The organism is Peptacetobacter hiranonis (assembly GCF_008151785.1).
Lineage (GTDB): Bacteria > Bacillota > Clostridia > Peptostreptococcales > Peptostreptococcaceae > Peptacetobacter > Peptacetobacter hiranonis.
This window is the reverse complement of sequence record NZ_CP036523.1, coordinates 2,328,368-2,351,614: the sequence shown is the minus strand read 5'-3', so window position 1 is coordinate 2,351,614 and position 23,247 is coordinate 2,328,368. Positions and strand designations below refer to the sequence as shown.

At 30.9% G+C, this 23,247-nt stretch carries 8 protein-coding genes; all 8 read left to right on the top strand.

Translation table 11 applies throughout. The features are described 5' to 3' along the window. Nucleotides 1-5 precede the first annotated feature (5 nt). The 8 genes from KGNDJEFE_RS10870 (at nt 6) to KGNDJEFE_RS10835 (ending at nt 23,196) form a co-directional block, all read left to right on the top strand. Nucleotides 6-1,298 carry a M18 family aminopeptidase gene (locus tag KGNDJEFE_RS10870; protein ID WP_006440554.1) on the top strand — a complete coding sequence of 431 codons (1,293 nt, stop codon included), beginning with the start codon at nt 6-8 and terminating at the stop codon, nt 1,296-1,298. Nucleotides 1,299-1,340: 42 nt separating this feature from the next. Then, nucleotides 1,341-2,126, top strand: a complete 786-nt coding sequence (locus tag KGNDJEFE_RS10865; RefSeq protein ID WP_006440555.1) for a patatin-like phospholipase family protein — start codon at nt 1,341-1,343, stop codon at nt 2,124-2,126. 84 nt (nt 2,127-2,210) lie between these two features. Further along, complete coding sequence (locus KGNDJEFE_RS10860) at nt 2,211-2,735, top strand: peptidylprolyl isomerase (RefSeq protein ID WP_148881882.1); 525 nt, start codon at nt 2,211-2,213, stop codon at nt 2,733-2,735. Nucleotides 2,736-3,232: 497 nt separating this feature from the next. Further along, a complete protein-coding gene (locus KGNDJEFE_RS10855) occupies nt 3,233-6,535 on the top strand; it encodes a cell wall-binding repeat-containing protein (protein WP_040410603.1) in 3,303 nt (1,100 codons plus the stop codon). A gap of 472 nt (nt 6,536-7,007) precedes the next feature. Continuing rightward, a complete protein-coding gene (locus KGNDJEFE_RS10850; protein ID WP_006440559.1) occupies nt 7,008-10,373 on the top strand; it encodes a cell wall-binding repeat-containing protein in 3,366 nt (1,121 codons plus the stop codon). Nucleotides 10,374-10,895: 522 nt separating this feature from the next. Next, entirely contained in the window at nt 10,896-12,308 is a 1,413-nt protein-coding gene (locus KGNDJEFE_RS10845) for a hypothetical protein (protein ID WP_006440560.1), read from the top strand. A gap of 39 nt (nt 12,309-12,347) precedes the next feature. After that, nucleotides 12,348-13,823, top strand: coding sequence for a cell wall-binding repeat-containing protein (locus KGNDJEFE_RS10840; RefSeq protein ID WP_320055086.1), 1,476 nt, complete (start codon nt 12,348-12,350; stop codon nt 13,821-13,823). A 574-nt stretch (nt 13,824-14,397) separates the two neighbouring features. Beyond that, nucleotides 14,398-23,196, top strand: a complete 8,799-nt coding sequence (locus tag KGNDJEFE_RS10835) for a hypothetical protein (protein ID WP_006440563.1) — start codon at nt 14,398-14,400, stop codon at nt 23,194-23,196. Nucleotides 23,197-23,247 lie beyond the last annotated feature (51 nt).

The window sequence follows — 23,247 nt, the reverse complement described above, 5'->3', positions numbered from 1 at the left end:
GATAAATGAAAAAATTTGCAGAAAATATGTTAGATTTCATATACGAAAGTCCAACACAATTTAACGCAGTTGAAGTATCTGCAGAAACGCTTGAAAAAAATGGATTTGAAAAATTAAATCCAAAAGAAAATTGGAAACTAGAAGTAGGCAAAAAATACTACACAACAAAAAATTCTTCGGCATTAGTAGCATTTAAAATAAATTCTGATGAAATCGAAAAAGAAGGATTTAGAATAATAGGATCACATACAGATTCACCAGGATTTAGAATTAAACCTAATGCTGAGATGGAAAGCTGTGGTGCATATCTAAAATTAAACACAGAAGGATACGGTGGAATGATTTTAAGCACTTGGCTTGATAGACCACTTGCTATGGCAGGGAGAGTATTTTTAAGAGGAGAAAATCCATTTAAACCAGTAGAAAAAATTGTAAACATAAACAAACCAGTTTGCATAATACCAAACCTTGCAATACACATGAATAGAAGCATAAACGACGGATACAAATACAACAAACAGACAGACATGCTTCCTCTTGTTGGGTTAATAAACGAGCAGCTAGAAAAAGACAACTACATGGTAAAGCTTCTAGCATCTGAACTGGAAGTAGAAGTAGAAGAAATAATAGACTTCGACATATTCCTATATGAGTATGAAAAAGGATGCTTCACAGGAGCTAATGGAGAATTTATATCTACAGGAAGATTAGATAACCTTTCAATGTACTACTCATCTGTTGAAGCGCTACTAGACTCAGACTCAAAATCAGGAATAAGTATAGCAGTGGGATTTGACAATGAAGAAGTAGGAAGCTCTACAAAACAGGGAGCCGACTCAAACATGCTCCTAAACATATTAGAAAGAATATGTATCTCTCTTGGGAAAGATAGACAGCAGTTCTTTGAAGCAATAGAAAACTCATTCATAATATCTTCAGACTTAGCACATGCTGTACATCCAAATGTAAACGGCATGGCAGATCCTACAAACAGACCAGTTATGGGAAAAGGACCTGTAATAAAAGTTCACGCTGGACAGGCATACACAAGCGATGGATATTCAATCTCTGTCTACAAAGAAATATGTAGAGCGTGTGGGGTAGAATATCAAGAATTTGTAAATAAATCTGACCAAAGAGGTGGAAGCACAATAGGTCCAATATCTTCTACACATATAGACATACCATCTGTTGACATAGGTGCGCCTATACTATCAATGCACTCTATAAGAGAACTAGGATGCAGCGAGGATTTCTACAATACTTACAAAACTTTTGTGAAATTCTATGAAATATAGGGTATAATATTCTATAAACTATTAAATTTATTTTATAGTAAAATGAAAAAACGAAAGAGAGATGGGAAAATGAAAATAGCTCTATGTATGGAAGGTGGAGGTGCAAAAGGTGCCTATGAAGCTGGTGTTGTAAAAGCTCTTTACGACAATGGAATAAAAGAATATGCAGCAATTTCTGGTACTTCAATAGGTGCAATAAATGGATACTTTCTAGCCACTGGAAATATGGAAAAATTAGCATATATATGGAACAACGTTGAAGAAAATCTTGGCGATACAAGTATACAAATAGTGGATAACAAAGTAAACAACGACAACCTAATAAAAGGATTATACATGCTTGAAGAAGATTGCAGAGCAGAAATACCTCTATATGTAAATTATGTAGAAGTTCACGACAAATGTATAGAAGAAAAAATAGTTGAAACTTCAAAACTAGACAAGAATGAATGTCTAGAATGTATAAAATACAGCTCACTTCTTCCATTTAATCCTATAAAACAGAAAGGGTTCAAAGAAGGATTTATCGAGGATGTAGCAGAAGGTGCTTACGAAGGTGAATGTTTAGATGGTGGAATGTGCAGAAGCCTTATAGTTGAGCCAGTACTTGAAGTAAACCCAGATAAAATAGTAATAATATCTATTCAGAACGATTATGAAGTGCCAGAAGAATTAATTGAAGAATTTGGTGCAGATAAATTTGTAGTTGCTAGACCTAAACAGAAATTTGAGCCAGGTGCTACACTAAATCTTAACATGGACTTCTGTAGAAAAATATTTTCTGATGGATATGAAATAGGACAGGAATTAGTTAAAGAATTTAAATAATATCGGTTAAAATAGTATATTATACGGGTATATATTTTGGTATAATATACTGAGAATAAAGAAAGTGAGGATATTTAAATGGCTATAGAAATGAACAATCCAATAGTAACAATAGAAATGGAAAATGGTGGAGTAATAAAAGCAGAACTTTATCCACACATAGCTCCAAACACAGTTAACAACTTCATAAGCTTAATAAACAAAGGATACTACAATGGAATAGGATTCCACAGAGTAATAGAAGGCTTCATGATACAGGGTGGATGCCCAGACGGAACAGGAATGGGTGGACCAGGATACTCAATAAGAGGAGAATTCACTGGAAATGGATTCACTAACAACTTAAAACACGAAAGAGGAGTACTTTCAATGGCTAGAACAATGGATCCTAACTCAGCTGGATCTCAGTTCTTCATAATGCACAAAAACTCTCCACACCTAGATGGACAGTATGCTTCATTTGGTAGAGTAATAGAAGGTATGGATGTTGTTGATGAGATAGCAACTACTAAAACTGGTTGGGGAGATAAACCAACTACTCCACAGGTAATGAAATGTGTTACAGTTGATACTTTAGGTAAAGATTACCCAGAAGTAGAAAAATTCTAATAAGATAGTTAAAATTTAAGATATTTTATAAGATAGACTAATTAATTCTAGTAAATATTACTAGATTAGTTAGTCTATTTTTTTGTCTATTTACTTAATTAAGCTTATAAATTTTTCTTAATAATAAAATAATATTAATTTGAATATAATATGAAGTTAATTAGAGGTTAAAAAAAGAATATTAAAAATAAAAATGAATTCAATATTCGTATCTAGTGGAACATTAAAACAATTAATAGAGTATTCTTTTTAAGGCTTGTGAATGAATAATTGAGATACCTACTTTAAAGTTACAATTAATTATCCTTTATTAATTAATAAAATTAAGAAAAAGCATTGTTTTTTTTTTTTTTGATAACATTATGTATGAGAATATTAATTAAAATTAATCAAGGGAGATGATTTGAAGAAATAGTTTAAGAAAAAAATAAATTTTAAACTTGAGCAAATTTATAAAATGTTCGTATTTAAATGTATAGGTAAAGGAGATGTGGGATATGAAGAAGAAATTATTATCGATTTTTTTATCACTATCATTAATATTTTCTAGTATTGCATCTATGTCAGTAGCATTTGCTGAAGAACCAGAGCTAGAAAAGATTAGTACAGAAAAGGTAGTACAGCAAGATGGAATAGAAGTAAGGATGGACATGAAAGCGGGAAGTAAAATAAAAATATGGACATCCCTTAATGGAGGAAATGCTGATCCAGAAAATGTTGGTGAATATTTTGATGGAAAAGAAGTTCATTATGATGGATGGCAACTTATGAAAATAGATATTAATATACCTAAAAAAGATGGATTAATGATTGAATCAATAGAACCTAGTATAGAAAGTTTACAACCAAATTATTCTAAAATATCAGAGGATGATAATGGATATAATTATTCTTTCTATTTCAAAAAAAATGATACATACAATTTTAATATAGGATATAAACTAAATAATGTTTCTAATAATATAAATGTAGAATATAAAGTAGATAACTTAATAGAAATACCAGATGTTACAATGAGAGGTTATTTTATAGTAGCAATAGACCCAAATGAATATCATGGTTATGTAACAAAAGATGATATAGAAGAAGGAAGATATTATCAACAAGATGGAAGTTTTCAAAAGAATAATATAGATATAGGAGCCTATGGAGGACCAGATGGCTTTTTCGGACGTGTGAGCAATATAGAAGGTGTTCAGTACATGAAAACTATGAGACAGATAAAATTTTATCATAACTATCTACAAAAAAATCCAATTAATGCAGAATCATTAGAGCCTTTTACTAGAGGATATTATCCAGAGATGTCAATATTCCAATTTACTAGTCCTTACGATTCTGAGACAAAAGTAAAAAAGAGTGCCTACACGTCAGAAATGCTAGGGAAAATACTTGAAAGAATGCCTAATTTAACAGAATTCTCAGCTAATAATATAGGATTTAATAATTTTGAAGCATTTGAAAAGATGAATGGAAAAATGGATTTTATAGCATGTAAAAGTAGTGGTATTACATCTATAAAAGGTTTAGAAAAGCATACTGGTTTGACAAATTTATCTCTTAATGTAAATGAAATATCTGATTTAACACCGTTAAAAAATGTAAAAGAAGCAACACAATGGAATTTTACACAAAATGAAATATCTGATTTAAGACCAATAAAGGATGTTAAAGTCAATAGGGTAATACATTTTGGTTTCCAAAGTATATATCCAGAACCAATTTTAGCAACTTTAAATAACGATAACTATGAAATAGAGGTTAATATGCCTATAGATATTGATGGTAGTTATACAAAAGTAGGATTTGCTGATTTTTTAAATAGTTCAAGTATTTCAAGTCAAGTTCCAAGTGAAGAAAGAAATCAATTATTAGTCAAATATCCAGATGGAAATAAAAAAGTTTATCCTATAAATGAAAAAGATGGCAAAGCATGTATAAAAATACCAAAAGTAGATGTTCCTAATGCTGGTACAGACAAAGCTTTTGAAAATGTAAAAATGCGTCTTTGGTTTGAAAATGATAAAGGAGACGATAGTAGAACAAGAGGTGTATTTAATGGAAGAATAGAATTTGGAGCTACTACAAAAAAAGACAAAGAAAAAGCAACAGTAAAATACGAAGCTAAAAATACATCTAAAAATAGAACGGATGTAGATGTAGACGATAATATATTAGATGTAAAAAATATAAAGGTATCAGACTATGTAAATTTACCAAAAGATGAGAAAGAATACAATGTAGGAGAAACAGTAACACTTCAAAATCCAACAACTACTAAAAAAATTAATGAAGATGGTGAAGAAACAGGAGTATCTACAGAAATTAAACCAGGAGAGAGTGTTCTAGTAAAATATGAAGTACCTAATACAAAGAAAGAAACATATGTAGAATTAAAATTTGAAGGTTATGAACCAGAAAAAACAAACTTAGTAGCCGGAGAAAATACATTTGTAGGAAAATTTAAATTTAATGACCTTGAATTAGTACACTATGACTTTATAACTGATGAAGGTAAAGAAATTCCTAAAAATATTGAAGATAAAATAAGAAAAGAATTTAAAGATTTTGAAGAGGATGAATTATATTATGATGGAAGAACAATAGCTCTTCAAAAACCAAGTCATAATGAAATAGAGGATACAAATGGTACATGGAAGTTTAAATATTGGGAGTATGAAGAAGATGGAAAATATACACCTATTAAAAAAGATGTAATAGAAGTACATCATGATGAGGATTTAATAGGCGTATGGCACTTTGAACCAAAGAGTACTGGTGGTGGAACTGGTGGAGGTGGAACAATAACACCAACTCCTAACCCAAATCCAACACCAGATAAAGAAGATCCGGACAGAGTTGAAGGAGACGACAGAATAGAAACTTCTATAGAAGCTAGTGAAATCTTATATCCAAATGGAACAAATGCTGTAGTACTTGCAAATGCAGAAAGATTTTCAGATGTACTAACTGCAAATCCATTCGCAGTTCAGGAAAAAGCATCAGCACTACTAACATATAAAGACAAACTTCCAGAAAAAACTCTAAAAGAAATAGAAAGACTTGGAGCAAAGAAAATTTATGTAAGTGGTGGATACGAAGCAGTATCTAAAAAAGTTGTAGATAGCTTAGCCGCAAAAGGATATGAAATCTACAGATTTGATGGATTAGATAGATACGATACAGCTAGAAAAATAGCTATAAAGATAAGAGAAAAAGGAAATAAAGAAGTAGTAGAATTAGCTTCAGGAGAAAACTATCCAGATGCTCTATGTATGACATCAATGGCAGTTAAAGACAATGCACCAATACTACTAACTAGAAAAGATTCTATACCTAAATATACTAAACAAGCTTTAGCTGAATGGGATATAGAAAATGTAAAAATAGGTGGGCTTGATGAAGCTATATCAAAAGATGTTCAAAATCAGATTGACAAAGGATTTGAAATAACTAAAGGAAATAAATCTGATTCAAATGTTTACAACGGAGCTAAAAAAGTTTCTAGATTTGGTGGAAAAGATAGATATGAAACATCAACTATAATAGCTGCTAATTCTTATCCAGAATCAAAACTAGGAGTATATGCAACAGGAGAAGACTTCCCAGATGCATTAATAGCTGGAAACTATGCAGGAAGAAAAGAAGCTCCAGTATTATTAGTGAAGAGAGATACTTTACCAAAAGTAGTTGAAAAATATACAACTGATTCTAAAATAGAAAAAGCAACTGTAATAGGTGGAGTTAATGCTGTAAGTGATAAGGTATTTAACTTAATAAAAGCGATAATAAACAGATAGAAATATAAAAAACTAGGATAAATAGAAAATAAAAAAAGTATAAGAAAAATAAAAATCATCAGTCTAAATGAAACAAATAGGCTGATGATTTTTTATTTATAAAATTAGTAAATAAAAATAAAAAATGTAAAAAATATTAAAATAAAAAGAAAAATAACAAAAAATAAAATTAATAAAATAAAGCAAAATATACTAAAAATATAAAAAATATTAATAAAAAAATCCTATAAATTATACATATACTATTATAGATATATGGGAAAATTTTATGAAAATAAAATACTATTTATTATATACAAAAAAGTTAGAAAAATAATAAAAAAAGTATTTACAAAATTGAAAAATATTTATAAAATAAAAAACAAGATAATTGGTATATACCTTATTGAATAAATCAATTAGAAAGGGTTTTCTGTTTTGTTTAATAAGAAAAACACAATTATTAAAGAAAGAAGGTTTATAGGAGGATTTTATGGGAAGGTTTAGAAAGGCAATTGCGACAATGTTAGTTGCTTGTATGACAATGGTTACGCCAGCGTCATTAGGTATGACTAAGGTTTCAGCTAACGAAGCCAACAAAACAAAAATGAGTGTATACTCAATAGATGCAGGTAGAAAGTTTTTCTCAGTAAATCAGATTAAAGAAATAATCGATACTGCAAACAAAACAGGATACACACACGTTCAGTTATTATTTGGTAATGACGGACTAAGATTAGTGTTAGATGATATGACAATTACGGCAAATGGGAAAACGTATGCGAGTGATGATGTCAAAGAAGCTATAAAAAGCGGAACAAAAAAATACTACGACGATCCAAATGGAACAGTTTTAACACAGAAAGACATGGAAGCTATATTAGCACATGCTAAATCAAAAAACGTTAAAATAATTCCAGTTATAAGCAGCCCAGGACACATGGATGCAATATTAAATACAATGGAAGCTCTAGGAATAGAAAATCCAAAATTCAACTATCAGGGAACAGTTTCTAAAACTACTCTAGACTTAAACAATGCAAAAGCAGTTGAATTTACAAAAGAATTAGTTGAAAAATATGCAAAATACTTCAACGGAAAAGTAGAATACTTTAACTTTGGTGCTGATGAATATGCAAATGATGCAACATATCATGGACCAAGCAAAAAATCAGGATTCCTAGTACTTCAGGAAGAAAAACTATACGATGATTTCATAAAATACATCAATGAAATATCTGCAATGGTAAAAGAAAACAACATGAAACCAATATGTTTCAATGATGGTATATACTACAACCAGGACGAAAAAAATGGAACAGTAGATACAGATATAACTGTTGCATACTGGACTCCAGGATTTGACAGATACTCTCCAGCTCCAGCTAAATACTTAATAGAAAAAGGATTTAAAATACTAAACACAAACGACAACTGGTACTATGTTGTTGGACGTAATGGAGAAGGTTGGTGGTACGGTTCTGCAATGGCTACTGACAGTATGAAAAAATTCAAATTTAACAGAGTAGTTGGAACAGCAGACAACGAAAAACCACTTCCTATAGTTGGAAGTATGGCTTGTACTTGGTGTGATGAACCACAGAAAGAATACAAACCAGAAATAGTAAAAGGTTTAATGGAATTATTTGCTAATCAGAACAAAGATTACATATATCCAAAAGCTAACTATGCTAAAGTTGAAGATGCAATAAAAAAAGCACCAAAAGACTTAACTAAATACACAGAAGAAACAGCTTACAATCTAAACAGAGCAATAGCATCTGTAACATATGGTGAAAAATTAGCTGACCAGGCAAAAGTAGATGCTATGGCAAACGAAATAACAAAAGCTACTGCAAACTTAAAAGTAGCTACAAGTAAAAAGAAAAAATCTGCTATATTCTCAATAGATGCAGGTAGAAAATATTTCTCAAAAGATCAGTTAATAGAGATAATAGAGAAAGCACATAGAAATGGTTACACAGATGTTCAGTTAATACTAGGAAATGATGGACTTCGTTTTGCACTAGATAATATGGACATAAAAGTAAATGGTAAAACATACAAAAGTGAAGACGTTAAAAAAGCAATAACTAAAGGAAACGACATATACTACAAAGACCCTAATGGAGATTACCTAACAGAAGCAGAAATGGATGAAATATTAACAGTAGCAAAAAGATTAGGTATGGGAGTAATACCAGTAATAAACTCTCCAGGTCATATGGACGGTATATTAAATGCTATGGAAGCTTTAGGAATAAAAAATCCACAGTATAGCCATAACGGTAAAAAATCAACAAGAACAATAGACTTAAACAATAAAGAAGCAATAGAATTCAACAAAGAATTAGTAAAAAAATATGCAACATACTTTGCTAAAAAAGGAAGTAAAATATTCAACTTCGGTTGTGATGAATATGCAAATGACATAGACTCATCTGAAGAAGGATACTACAATGGATGGAGTAGACTTCAGGGTGAAGGAATGTATCCTAAATTTGTAACTTATGTAAACGATTTATCAAAAGTAATAAAAGATGCCGGAATGAAACCAATGTGCTTCAATGACGGTATATACTACAACAAAAAAGATGAATATGGAAAATTCGACAAAGATATAATAATATCTTATTGGACAGCTGGATGGTGGGAATTCTATACAGCTCCAGCAGCATACCTATACGACAAAGGACATCAGATAGTAAACTTAAATGATGGATGGTACTGGGTATTAGGAAGCTACAAAAATGAAGCAAACAAACTTCCATACAAATACGAAGATGCAATGGCAAACATAGAAAAATTTGACTTCAACAAAGTTGCTGGGGATAGCTTAGGTGTTCCTACAATAGCAAGTATGCAGGCTGTTTGGTGTGATGATCCAGCTCAGAAACACGAAATGGACAAAGTAATGAATCTAATGGATGCTTATTCAGCTAAACACACTGGATACTTAAAAAGACCAGGTATGAAAGTTAATGTTGCTGAAAGAATAGAGGGTGAAACTAGATACGAAACTTCTCTAGAAGTAAGTAAAAAAGCATTCTCTAAATCAGAAAAAGCATACTTAGTATCTGGAGAAAAATTCCCAGATGCATTAAGTGCAGCTTCTTTAACTTCAGAAGGAAATGGTCCAATACTATTAGTAAATGATAAAACAATAGACAAAGTATTAGCTGAAGTAGATAGATTAAACGCTAAAGAAATAGTATTAGTTGGTGGAGGATCTATATCAGCGTCTAACAAAAATAAAGTAAAAGAATTTGCTAAATCTCACTCAGCAACTGTATCAGAACTTGCAGGAAAAGATAGATTTGATACTGCTGTAAAAGTTGCAAACAAAACTATAACTACACTTGGAAACAAAGGAAAAGTTATAATAGCTGACGGAAGAAACTATCCAGATGCTGTATCAATAGCACCATATGCTTCAAAAGAAGGAATACCAGTACTTTTAGCAAATGGAAATAATGTTTCAAAAGAAGTTAAAGACTTCTTAGCTAAAAACAATATAAAAGAAGCTATAATAGTAGGTGGAGATAAAGCTGTTGGAAAAGATGTAGAAAAACTATTCAAAAAAGTAGACAGAATATCTGGAGCTAATAGATATGAAACATCTGCAAAAATAGCAGAAAAATTCTTTGCAAGTACAGATGGAATATTTATGGCTAGTGGAGAAGCATTTGCTGACTCACTATCTGTAAGCTACTATGCATCACAGAAAAACACTCCAGTTGTACTTACAATACCAAACAGACTTCACGATAATACTAGAAAATATATGGAAAACAATAAATATAAAAATTACTATGTTATAGGTGGAGAAGCAGCAGTTACTTCAAATATATTTAGATAATATTTTATTTTAATAAGAGATTATACAAAAATATTAAAGCTCTATAGAATTTCTATAGAGCTTTATATAATAATCAAAAGAAAATTATTGAAATATACTATCGACTAATGGTAAAATAGTATAGTACGAAATGTATTAAGAATGTAAAGACTAAAAACAAAACAAAGCTAAAAACAAAAAATGGCCCGATGGTTTAAATCGGGTCATTTTTTGTTTTTTGATATTTTTGTCAAAAATTAGAAGTTATAAAGAATGTACTAATATATAATGACTTTATCAAAATATAATTTCACTATTTAAAATAAAAAGTTGAAAATAAATAAAAATAAAAAACTGAATATTTGAATAATAGTAAATGAAAAGTTGTATAGTTTTTTTTATACAATACTATTATAGATATAGTATTATTACTAGATACTAATAAATTAAAATGAAGGGTGGGAGATAAAGTTATAGAAGGATATATATTTGGAGTTTTGCGGATTAGGAAGTGAAAATTAAAGAATAGGAGGGAGATTAGTTATGAGAAAAAAAATTATCGCAATATTTATGGCGTTGGCAATGTTTTTTATAAATATTCCAATACAAATATTTGCAGCAGAAGTTAATGATAATAAAAAAGCCGAAGTAACTATTTCAAACATTAGTATTAATAGACCTGATGAAAATAATGATACGGTTTATCAAGGTGAAGCTACATTGATTAATTTTAATTTCAGTATAAATCCAAATGGAGTTACACTTGATGATAATGATGAGATTATAGTTAAAACTAATATTGCAGAAATTTTTAGTATACCAAAGGATGGTATAAAAGATATGGAAATAAAAAACCATAATGATGAATTACTTATGAAAGTAGACATAAAAAAAGTTAATAATAGCAATCCAGAGGAAATCGTTGTTGTATTTAAGAATTTTAAAAATATAAATCAAGATGTAAATGGTTCTCTAAGTACTCTTACTGAATTAACTACTAAAAATATAGGTGCAACTAAAGATAATCCAATTAATAAGGCGTTACATATAGGCAATGCAAGTAAAGAAATCACGATTAAACAAAAGGATACTTTAAAACCAGAAGAAGGTAAGTTTGATCCTGTAGATATAGACATACTTTGGAAAAAGGCATCATCACAACATCTTGCGTATCAAGGAGCAACTTCAAATATTGAAGTAAACCCTATAGGATCTATGGACTTATACGGTTCTACAACACATAAAGATAGAAAGCCTAAAAGTTATAAAAACTTTATAGTAGAAGACAAAATTCCTGAAAAAGGAGATATAAAAGAAGAGACGATGCAGATATATGCTGCAATACCAACATTAAGTAAGGCAGAAAAAGATTATAATGATGAGTGGCATAAATATAAAGTAAATAAAGATGGATTTTATGCTAAAAGAGATGGAACAAGTAGAGTATCTTTATTGAAAAAAGAAGGAGGTCATAGTGACAATGCAAAATATTTAACTCGTCTTAAACAAAAAACTGGCGAAAGTTATGATGCATTTAAAGATCGTATCAAAGATACTCAATTAAACTGGGGAATATATGAAGATACAGATGGTTCTCAAACATTTTTATGTAACTTTGGGAATATAGGAGATAGTAATGATAATAATGGTATATTATACGAACACTACGGATTAGGTAGACAGTATGCTCAAAGTCATCCGGAGATATTTGGTTCAAATGGAGCAACAGGTGGAAATATAGTAAGCTACTACATAGAATTTGATGCTTATTTCCCAGACGTTGAAGGAGCAAAAAAGGTAACAAATGTTGCGACAGTATATCGGGATAATGCAAAAATAGGAGACAGGTCTGGTGAATTTGATATTAATAATGGATATGGTATAGGCGAATTTAAAGCAAATGAAGATTTGGCTGTTGTTGTTCAGGATGAAGCAGATAGTACACCTATTCAATGAGCTCACTTTGATTTACAGGAACAGGAAAATGGCAACTGGATAACTGTCAAAGAAAATATTGGACCAACTAATGAAAAAGGTGTATTAAAAATTGGCGGTTTACAAAATAAAACATATAAATTAGTTCAAACAAAAACGAAAGAAGGATACGTTTTTGATAATAAAAAATATAGTGCTATAACTGAACATAATATAAGCAAAGAAGGAATATTTACTAGAAATAATGGAAGTAAAATAGCAATACTTGTAAAAAATAGTAAACAAAAATTCAAGATTGGATATGCATTTAAATCAAAAGATCCTAAGTTACAGTTGCCTGAAGAAGTAGAAAAACAGCGTCCTATAAAAGAACACGAAAAAGCGTATGGAGAAGAAGTAATCAGAGATAATACAATAACTTTAAACGATGTAAAAACAAACGACGGTGTTTGGAAATTCTTAGGATGGGACAGAGAAAAAATAGAAAAAGTAACAAAAGAAGAAAACTTTATAGGAACATGGAAATTTATGAAAAATAGTACTGGTGGTGGTACTGTAACTCCAGAACCAGAAGACCCAGATAGAATAGAAGGTGGAGATAGAGTAGATACATCTATAGATGCAAGTGAAGATTTATTCCCAAATGGAACAGATGCTGTAGTACTTGCAAACTGTGAAAGATATACAGACGTGCTTACTGCAAATCCATTTGCTATACAGATAAACGCAGCAACATTATTTACATATAAAGATAAACTACCAGAAAAAACACTTAAAGAAATAGAAAGACTTGGAGCTAAAAAGATATACATAAGTGGTGGATATGATGCAGTATCTAAAAAAGTAGTGGATGAATTAATAAACAAGGGTTATGACGTATTCAGATTTGATGGTGTAAACAGATACGACACAGCTAGAAAAATAGCGATAAAGATTAGAGAAAATGGAAATAAAAATGTAGCAGAACTTGCTTCTGGTGAAAACTATCCAGATGCACTATCAATGACATCTATGGCTGTAAAAGACAATGCACCAATACTTTTAACTAAAAAAGATTCTATCCCAAGTTATACAAAACAGGCATTGGCTGAATGGGACATAGAAACTATAAAAATAGCAGGACTTGACGAAGCAATATCAAATAATGTTGAAAAACAGATTAAAAATGGTTTTGCTATAGAAGAAAATAATAAAAAAGATTCTAATGTATATGATGGTGCTAAAGTAGTATCAAGATTTGGTGGAAAAGATAGATACGAAACATCAACAGTTATAGCTAAAGAATCTTATCCAAACTCAGAATTAGGGGTATATGCAACAGGAGAAAAATTCCCAGATGCATTAATAGCTGGAAACTATGCTGGAAGAAAAAAAGCACCAGTATTATTAGTTAAAAAAGATACTCTTCCAGAATCAGTTAAAAAGTATACTGCTAATTCAAAAATAGAAAAAGCCACTATAATAGGTGGATCAAAAGCTGTTAGCGATAATGTAATTGAATTTATAAAAGAAGCAATAAAAAATAGAAAAAATTAAATAGAATTTATAAGAGTCCGAACAATAAATATTTTTTATCGGACTCTTTTTTTATAAGATTAAATTTTATAAAAATGATAAAAAATATTCTAATAAAAAAATTTTTTTATTCAAAATTAATTCATGTTATATTCATATAAATTTCAAATTATAAAGTTTTTAAGAAAATAAAATTTTAATATAAATATACCATTGTAAATAAGATTAAAATTATTAAAATACAGAAAAAAATATATTCTAGAATAAAATTATTAACTAAATTTAAAAAAAATAAACAGAAAAAATTTGAAAAATTACTAGTAGAGTGATACAATACCCATTAATTGTACAGAAAAAATTTCAGTAATAAAAAATTAATAATAACAAAAAGTTATTAATGGAAATGGGGTGGATTTGAATGAGTTATATTTTAGATATGATATTTATGGAAATAGATGATGAGATAATAGAAAAAGTAAAAAAGAATATTTTTATTATAAATTAGTGGAGATCTATAAAAAAATTTTTATTCAGTAATTAATTTTTTTATGGGTCTTTTATTTTTGATTTTAAGTATAAGGAGGTTTGTATAAATATGAAAAAATTATTAGAAAAATTAAAGATAAAGGAAAGAATGTTTAAATATATATCATTTATATTAATTATAGCTATATTTATACAGGCTTCTTGTATAGATATTTTGGCACTTGATATTTCTGAAAAAATAGAAAATATAAATAATATAATACTGGATAAAACTAAAGATATTAATCAAATAGAAACTACTGAGCCTGTGATAGATGAAAGTAAGGTAGAAGAAGTAATAAAAATATATAATTTCAGACAATTGGAAAATGTAGGTACAGGTAATGTAGTAAAGAATAATGCTGGAGTGGAACAAGTATACTCAAAAGATTCTAAGTATATGCTTATGAGAGATATAAAGATTCCAAAAGGAGAAAAATGGAATTTGCCAGATGATTTTGAAGGCGAATTTGTTGAAAATAACAATAGAAAAAGTAGCGATAATGAAAAAGATGTTTATGATAAAAATGAAAATGCGATAAAGATATACAATAATTATCAGTTAAATGAGATTGGTAAAGAAGATTCTCCTGTAATGTCAAATGATGGTACTCCAGAGGAATTTGGTATGGGGAAACCAGTTTATGGAGAAGATTCATCAGAAAATATGACATACGATGAGTCAAATGATTATATTATTTCTGAAGATTTTACAGAAGAAATGCCAGATTTGATTGCTAATAGTATAGCAGAAGGTTCTTCTTATCCTCTTTCTGGTGAAAAGCCAGATGGAAGAACTTATCCAGGTCAGGTTATAAAGGAGTATAATGGAAAAGATTATATTTTAATAGGAAATGAGTCACAGCTAAGAGCTATAGGTAGTAATAAATTTGTTACTCCGAGATTATATTTGTATGCCGAAACAAAAGCAATTGGTGGGATAATTAAAATTAAAAGATATATCCCGTATTATCCAGGAGATGCAGATTTAGATTTAACTACATTTGCCGAAAAGGGTGTGGATAATGAAAAAGTAGATGGTTCAAAGGGATATGTTTTTTATGGAAAACATGATAAATATGAATTAGCTGATGTAAAATGGGATGATGCAAATGGTGTTTTAGGTGCAATCCTTGATATTGTAGGAGATATTGTAGGGGATATTTTAGGAGGATTATTAGGAATAATAGGAGATGTATTAGCGAAAGTAGATTTTGAACTTTGTGGTGTAAATGATCAAGGGTTACCAGATAGAAGTATTGAAGAAAAAGAATTACAAAATAAATATAAGAAATACCGTTACTCATCTGATGCAGACTACATAATATTCAGAGATATAGATTTAAGCTCATCAGGAGAAAACTCTAACGGTAAGGATGATAATTGGAATCCAATAAGTGTTTCAGGAGATGTAAAAGGGTGGAAAAGTTTAATTCCAGACAAAGAAGAAGCAATAACAATTAGTAATGTAAATGTATTACAACAGGGATTATTAGATACTTCAAAAGGTACGGGTATTGGTTTCTTTGGTTCAATATCTAATAAAGTAAGTGACGAGGTCGAAGGTGAAATTCAATTTGGGCATAGTAAGGGAACTACAATGGTAGAAAACTTGAAGATAGAAAATATTTCAGTAGAAAATCGATCTAAAGAAATAAAACCAATTGATTTAAACCTAGTAAATGCACTTTTAAAGTTAGTCAGTGAGTTGGCTGGAGGAATAGTTGGTACCCTAGAGTTTATATTAAATCTAATATTACCAAATACAAATATTCACCTTACCACTATGCTTGTGGAACTTCTTACACTTCACTCAAAAAGACCAGATACATTTGCGACAGGAAGCTTTGCTGGTCGTGTAGTAGGAGATGTTAATATAAAAAATTGTGAAACTGTAAATGCAACCGTAAAAAATGTAATGGATATATCAGGTGGATTTGTTGGATATACAGAGGGAGCAGAAAAATACGAAGGACTATCAAAAATATTAGGTGGAACAGTAAAAGTTCTAGCTAAGCTTTTAAATATACTACCGGGTGTAGGTATTGGTGATTTAATAACATTATTATTAGGAAAAAATATACCATTAGGAAATTTAATACCAGTTGGATACTATAAACCTAAAATAGACAACTGCCATGTAACTCTGGGCGATGGAAATAATATGGTAAATGATGGAAATAATATTGGCTCTAAAGATACAAGTTACAATGGTGGATTTGTAGGTATACAGATAGGTAGTGATATATATAATTCAACCGTAAATAAATTACATTCTGTTGTAGGAGGAATTTGCGTAGGTGGATTCGCTGGAATAGAAAGAGAGGCCGTTATAAGAGGTGTATTGGAAAATCTTGGAATCAAAATAGAATCAATTAATTCTACTTCTAAGCAAATTGGATGTAGTGTAAAAGGGGATGGAATTGTCGTAAATGCATTAAAGAAAAATAAAGAACCAGTTATGGAAAATTCAAATAATAATTCAGATGAGAAAAAACAACCAAATGGGGATTACGCAGGTGGATTTAATGGAGGTATGTTCAATAGTACAAGTGAAAATTGTAATATAACTGGCTTATCATCTGTAATGGCAGAAGGTTCTTATGTTGGTGGTTTTGCAGGTAGAGCTACAACTGGATTTGGTATTACTTTGGGCAAGGATATCAATGGAAAATCGACACTTATACAAAATGTATCAAGTTTAATAGATGGTATTATCAAAGGGAAAAACGATACCATACCAGCGCCGTTATTAAATCTTGTTGGTATAAAACCATCTGAGTTAATAAACAACAATGTAAATGGTACAAACATAGAAATATCTGCAGCAGAAAATTACGCAGGTGGATATATTGGTCAAGGTGATGGAGTAAAAATAAACCCAAAAGAAGAATCAGGAACAACGCCGCAACCAGAAAACCCAGAACAAGCACAAACTGCACAAGTACAAGGTAAAACAACTATTGAAAACATATCATCAGTAACAGCTAAAAACTACTCAGGTGGTGTAGCAGGTAGTGTATCAACTGCCGATGCAATAGGCTTATTAAATGATGCAATAGGTATTGGAAATTATATAAAATTTGAAATATACAATGTAGAGCTGAATAAAAATAACACAACTGATAATCCTACTACCTCAACTGGTATGAGAATAAGTTCAGAAGATACGTATGCAGCTGGAGGAATGGGGCTTGCTGTTGGTGGAGATATAAGCAACGTAAATATAAACGATATATCAGCGGTAAATGCTAAAAACTATGCAGCTGGATTTATAGGAAGAGCTGGAGCAGGTGGATTAGCAGATGTTCAAGGAATTAATCTTTTAGGATTAGGGATTATAAAAATAAGTAATGTTTTATCATTAGCGCAAGGAATTGATTTAAATATAGATTCATCTAATGTAAATGGAAATAGCTTAGGATACACAGTGGAATCTACAGGATATCAGGGAGATATAACTCATAAAGAATCTGTTTTAGCAGGTGGATTTATTGCAGAAGCAGCAGCTATAAAAGTAAAAGATTCTCATGTTAAAAACTTAAAATCTGTAACACTTCCAATATCAGAAGGAGAGAGTGTTACAAATAAAAATGAAGATGGAGCAGATTCATTTGGTGGTGGATTTGTAGGAAGAGTAAACACAGAAGGACTAGTAGGACTTGCAAAAGAAGAAGTGGACAACAAGTTACAGTTACCTAAAGTACTTGAATTAAAGTCTGTTTTAGGATTAATACCTTATCTAATACCCAAAATAGAAAAATCTACAGTAACTTTCTATAAAAAAGAAAAAACAAAAGAAGAAACGGATAAACCAAAAGAGCAAGTAGCAAATGGTGAATCTTCTGATACATCAAATGATGAAAAAATAAATGTTGATAAGGTGGAAAATACATCAAATGATAATAAGCAAGATGATAGTAAACAAAATATTAATAAAGATGAATCAAATAAAGTAGATAATGGAAAAAAAGAAGAAAATAAATTAGAAGCGAATAAAACAGAGGAAGAAAAGAATCTTCCAAAAGAAAGAGCTATTAATACACTTGAAAAGTTAAACGAAAATAAAATAGCAAATGAACGGCTTAAAAAAATACAACCACAAGTAATAGCTGACTATGCAGGAGGATTTGCTGGGGAAATAGAAAGTGCTCAAATTGACAATTCTAAAGTTGAAACTCAACCGCCAGAACCAGCAGAACAGCAAAAAAATGCGGATTCTAACTTAGAACAAAATAAAAACTCTAACGAAGAGGAAAATAAAGAAACAGTAAAAACTGAACAAACAACAAAAGAAGCAAAAGTAGAAGAATCTAAAGCAACTGAACCAGAAAGACAATATGCTGTATTTAACTTAGAAAAAGTTAGCGGATATAAATACGCAGGAGGATTTGCAGGAAATGTAATTGCAGGTGGAGTTGGAGAATCAGATGGTTTAAGTCTTCTAAATGGAATACTAAAAATAAAGGTAGATAATTTACTCTCTATATTAGATGTTTATATACCAAAAATTAATTCTGCAGGTGTCAAATCTGTAGGAAGTGGATTTGTAGTAGAATCAAACTCATCAGATGGATATGCAGGTGGTTATATAGGTAGAGCAAGTGGTGCACAGATAAAAGACTCTGATGTAACATTTCTAAAGCATACAGCGGTATCGCCTCCACAATATCAACAAATAATATCACCACAAGATGAATACGAATCTAAAGATGCATCTCTATACTTTAGCAAAGTATATTCTGGATATGCAGTAAGAGCAGGAAGATATGCAGGAGGATATGTAGGTAGAGCAGATATAGATTCTGCAGCATCTGCAGGAGGAGGAATATCTCTATTAGAAGATACTCTAGGAATTGAAAATGTATTAAATGCACTAGATGTTGTATCGACTAATATAGAAAACTCTAACATATACGGTGCTCCTGGAGGATACTCTGTAATAGCTGACGGACTTGCAGAAAATAAAAAAGACGAGATGGTTGGTCACTCAGGGGGATATGCAGGATTTTTATCAGGAAGTAATTTAAATAACTGTAACTCATACAACTTTGAGTACATAATAGGTAGAGAAACAGCTGGTGGACACACAGGAAGAGCAGAACCTGGTAATACAGCTGCTGTTATAGAAAGTGCAAGTGTAATAGATAAAGTTGCTAATATAAGTGAAAATATTGCAAGTGTATTAAATACATTCATACCTCAAGTAATAGATTCAGAAACTACAGCAGTACCTTGTGGAGGAATTGTTAGAGCAGAAGGTTTAACTGATACTATGTACAAAAGAGGATATGCGGGTGGATATATAGGTCATAATGAAGGTGCAAGAATAAAAGGTGAAAATAAAGAAGCAGCCACAATAAGAATAAGATCTGTATACGGAGGAGAGAGTTCAGGTGGATTCTCAGGAGTTACAGAATCTGCTAATGTTGCTGATACAGGAAATATAAAAATATTAGCAGGTCTAGTTAAAGTAAGTAATCTTTTAAATGTACTAAATGCAGTATATCCTACAGAAACAAATACAGCTGTATACGGACCACTTAGAAAAGTAGACTTAGAAACTTGGAATAAGTGGGTTAAGTATGTAGGAAGTAATGGTGTATTTGGAACTACTCTTCCTACAGAAGAAGTAAAAACAGAAGCGGAATTAAACAAATTAATAAAAGAATATGCTTATGGCTACAATGTAAAAGCTGGAAGAAATACTGAGGCAACTAGTCCAGGAGAATACGGAACAGCTGGTGGATATGTTGGATATATGAAGAGTGGTGTTATAACAGATGCTCATGCTTGGGATACTAAAGAAGTAAATGCATATAGAGCAGTAGGAGGATTTGTTGGAGAAATGATAACAGGTGGTGTAGCAGAAATAGGAAGTCTTGACTTATTAAATCAAAAGATACTAGGAAATACACTATCTGTTGTTCAGACATTTGTTCCAGTTATAAAAAACTCAGGTGTTACAGGATACCAATCAGGATTAAAAGTATTTTGTGATATCAATACATCAAAAAATACAAGTATAAAAAATATAATATCTAACTTTGCAAGTGATGAAAAAGAAGCTAAAAAAGGATACTCAGGGGGATTTGCAGGTCATATAATTGGTGGTCAGATTTGGGGAAATGAAGTAATAGAAAATAAAGCAATAGAAGATATTGCTCCTATTAAAACAGAAGAATCTAAAACTGATGACCAAAATAAAGAAGAACAAAAGGTTGATGAATCTAAAGTTGAAACTAAAAAAGAAGAATCTACAAATATAGAAAATATAAAAGAGGTTTCTAATAAGGAAGAAAAAGGATACGATGCAGTAAAAGATCCAAACTACAAAAAATGTTATGTACATAATCTAAGAAGAGTGGAAGGAACAAAGGATGTAGGAGGATTTGCTGGTAAGATAGAAAACGGTAGTGCAACATCACTAGATACTGCAACAGATGGTGGTCTTTTTGGAGGATTATTAAATGGCTTAATAAAAGCACCAGAAGATTTAATAAAACTTATGAATGCTACTGTTTCAACAGTCAGAGCTGTAGATGTCAGAGCTTGGGATGATTGGGGAATAGTGATAAATGGTGCTTATTTAGAATCACAAGCTAGACCATTAAGCAAAGAAGCAGGAGTTATAAAATATGCTGAAACTGCAGGAGGATTTGCTGGAGAAATAAATGGTGCTGTTATAGGGGATAAAGATAAACCAGAAAATGGTGTAAACATAGAAAATATAAGAACAGTAACAGCGGGAGAACACGCAGGCGGATTCTTTGGGAAAGCAGATGTTTCTGGGATAGCTGAAGTTTCAGCTGATAAAGGAACAAGTATATTACAGAATCTTGTAAATCTTGGCTCAGTAGATGCACTAGATACATTTAGAACATATATATATCATTCAAAAGTGGTTGGTGCAAAAAGAGCTGGAATAGAAGTATATTCAAAAGAAGGAAAAGAACTTGGTTATGTAAACAGACCAATCTACACAGGAAATGCGGGTGGATTTGGTGGAACACTTTTAGATGGAAGTGTTAAAAATAGCAAGGTTGAAAAACTTAGAAATGTAAGAGGTATAAACTATACTGGTGGATTCGTAGGACATAGTGGTAAGAGTGGTGCTGTAAACCTAGAAAATGCAAATGTATTAAACAAGTTCTTAGGTGCAACAGCAGGTGTACTAGATGTATTTGGATCTCATATAGAGAACTCAAGTGTTGTAGGTCTACCAGAAGGTTATTCAGTTAAGAGTGAAAATAGAACACTTGGAACTGACAAGAGCGAAATAGCTGGAGGATTTGTAGGATTTGCTGAATTAGCAAAAATAGATAAATGTTCAAGCACAGACCTTATGCAAGTAGCAAGTGGAGAAACTGCTGGTGGATTTGCTGGTGAAACATCATTTGCATATCTAGCAACTATAAAAGCAGATTCAAAAATAGTTGATCTACTATTACAAGCTATATCAAAAGTATTGGAAATTATATATACTAAAGGGCTTGGAGCAATAGGCGATGGACTGAATATAACTATAGGAAACAATAATTTAGTAAGTATATCCTTAATATCAGGAACAGATGTTGTAGAAATAACTTTACTTGGAATTACTATAAGCATTTCTGTGAATGAACAAGATGGCGAAGATTTCGATGTTGTAAATGTTTATATAGGAGACAGCCATTTGAAACTTAATTGTGACAATAAAGGAGTAATTCTGGATAAAGACGATAAAATTGATGAATTAACTATAAATCTTATCAAAGCTAACAGAACAAGAATATCTGGTTCAACAGTAACTGGTATAGCAAAAGGATACGACGTGTTTGGTAGTGGCTCAGGAAACGCAGAAGTAGCTATAACAGATAAAGGATATGTTGGAGGATTTGTTGGATTCAACAATGAAGGTCTTTTAAGAAATAATACAATGGTGTATGCAGATGCCATAAAAGGTCCAGCTGAGAGTGAAGTAGAAACTGTTTCTCCATATGGTGCAACAGGAATATTCACAGGTTCATCATCATTAAAAAGTAACTATCATTTCAACAACCTTAAAAACATAGAATCAGAAGGAAATCAATATAGCATATACAGAAAATTAGATGCTATATATAGTGAAATAGAAGACAAATTTGGTGGAACTATACATTTAGGTTCTAGGGTTGTTGGAAGTTGGAACAATGTTTACGATATTAAACACTTTGAGGAAGTAAAAAAACTTGATGAACTTAAAGATGCCAAGGCTGTTGATGATAGCAAACCAACTATAGAAAATGCACTTATGGTGTATAGAGATCAAGGTTCTAAAGCAGTACTTATGGGCGATGAACCTACATACCCACTAGCTCCAGATCAAGAAATGGAACCTGGAGATATGCAAGACCCTTGCTCTGAAACAGTAGTAATAAATCTTGAAAAAATTTGGAAAGATTGGAAACCAGAACAAAGACCTGATCAAATAACATTCTTGATTTGTGGAACTTACAAAGACAATGGTCAAGAAATTTGGGATAAAAATGCACAATATCAAGTAACTCTTTCTAAAGAGCAGATGCAAGACGAAAATACATGGAAGCTATACATAAAGAACCTTCCAGCGTACTTTGTAGACCCAGTAACAAAGAAAAAAATATACTACACTTACAAGGTTGTAGAGGAAGAAATTCCGGATTATAAAGTAAATATAGATGATAAGGTAACAGTAGAAAATGATAAGGATGATGTATACCATATTGTCGTGACAAATTCTCAAAAATGGAAGTACATCCTTCCAGAAACTGGTGGATTAGGTTATGCAATGCTTTACATAATAGGTATTGGATTGATAGTGATTGCCATTGAAACATATAGAAGAAAATATAAATCAAAACAATCTTAGTAAAAATCCCTCTCTCTAAAAGGGAGAGGGTAAAAATAAAAAATAAAATTA

Excerpts from the sequence above, each read along its gene's own strand:
- KGNDJEFE_RS10870 (WP_006440554.1), top strand. The coding sequence starts at position 6 with ATGAAAAAATTTGCAGAAAATATGTTAGATTTCATATACGAAAGTCCA.
- KGNDJEFE_RS10865 (WP_006440555.1), top strand. The coding sequence starts at position 1,341 with ATGAAAAAACGAAAGAGAGATGGGAAAATGAAAATAGCTCTATGTATG.
- KGNDJEFE_RS10855 (WP_040410603.1), top strand. The coding sequence starts at position 3,233 with ATGAAGAAGAAATTATTATCGATTTTTTTATCACTATCATTAATATTT.
- KGNDJEFE_RS10850 (WP_006440559.1), top strand. The coding sequence starts at position 7,008 with ATGGGAAGGTTTAGAAAGGCAATTGCGACAATGTTAGTTGCTTGTATG.
- KGNDJEFE_RS10845 (WP_006440560.1), top strand. The coding sequence starts at position 10,896 with ATGAGAAAAAAAATTATCGCAATATTTATGGCGTTGGCAATGTTTTTT.
- KGNDJEFE_RS10835 (WP_006440563.1), top strand. The coding sequence starts at position 14,398 with ATGAAAAAATTATTAGAAAAATTAAAGATAAAGGAAAGAATGTTTAAA.